This is a genomic window from Pedobacter sp. ASV12 (assembly GCF_016429155.1).
Taxonomy (GTDB): domain Bacteria; phylum Bacteroidota; class Bacteroidia; order Sphingobacteriales; family Sphingobacteriaceae; genus Pedobacter.
The window spans coordinates 1-826 of the sequence record NZ_JAELUC010000209.1 but is presented as its reverse complement, the minus strand read 5'-3'; the positions used below and the strand labels follow the sequence as shown (position 1 = coordinate 826).

Below are 826 nucleotides of genomic sequence, written 5' to 3'. Positions count from 1 at the left end.
GTACAAAAGGAGTCTGTGCCGAGGTCAGACTTACAGTTAACAGTAAACAAACCAGGTTGATTAGCTTTTTCAATGATTTAGATCTTAATATAATAAAGGCCATATAGATTTTTAAATGCTTTTAGCTTAAAAAATCATTTGTAATCTTATCGTTTTCAACCTTCTTTCTCTCCTTAATTACCTCCTCAACTGCCATCTTAGCTTCGGCTGTAAATCTCTTATCTTCATTAATCTCCTTTAATTCCTCATTGGTCATTTCAAGATATTTAAGTTTCAATTTTTCAATCTTGCCCATATCTATTTGTTCAGCCTTCAAGGTCCCTTTTTTGTAGATAGAGCCATAGTTCAAAAAAATATAGAACAAGCCCATCATAAAAGAAAGAGCCTGAAAAGAGACAATAAAAACAATGTTAATATTGATAGGCAAATAGATCAATACATTGAACAAACCCAACACAAGTGTAAGAATGACCACATATCTGAAATAGCTTTTCCAAAGAAAATAGACCAGAAAATCAATAACAAGTGACGCTAAAGCCAAATAATGCTCCAGTTTGAGCGAATAGAAATAAACTGAACCGTCACTTGCTTCATAGCTATTGAAATAAGAATTCAGGAAAGTATAAATACAGCATAACCCTAAAATAATAAGGGGAATCAAGTTTTTATGCTTTTTGAATAATACGCTCATTGATTCGGTTGATACCTGTTAAAAAATAACAAATTGCGCTTTATTTCTTAAAAGCATTCCAGCCCTGGGCTTTCAATTCGCTGTCTCTTATACACATCTGACGCTGCCGACGAACCACGACGTCGGTGGGGGTGG

General features: G+C 34.3%; 1 protein-coding gene. It reads right to left on the bottom strand.

Going from position 1 to position 826, the window contains the following annotated elements:
• Positions 1-121: 121 nt before the first annotated feature.
• Entirely contained in the window at positions 122-691 is a 570-nt protein-coding gene (locus JHD69_RS19930) for a hypothetical protein (protein WP_199142085.1), read from the bottom strand.
• Positions 692-826 lie beyond the last annotated feature (135 nt).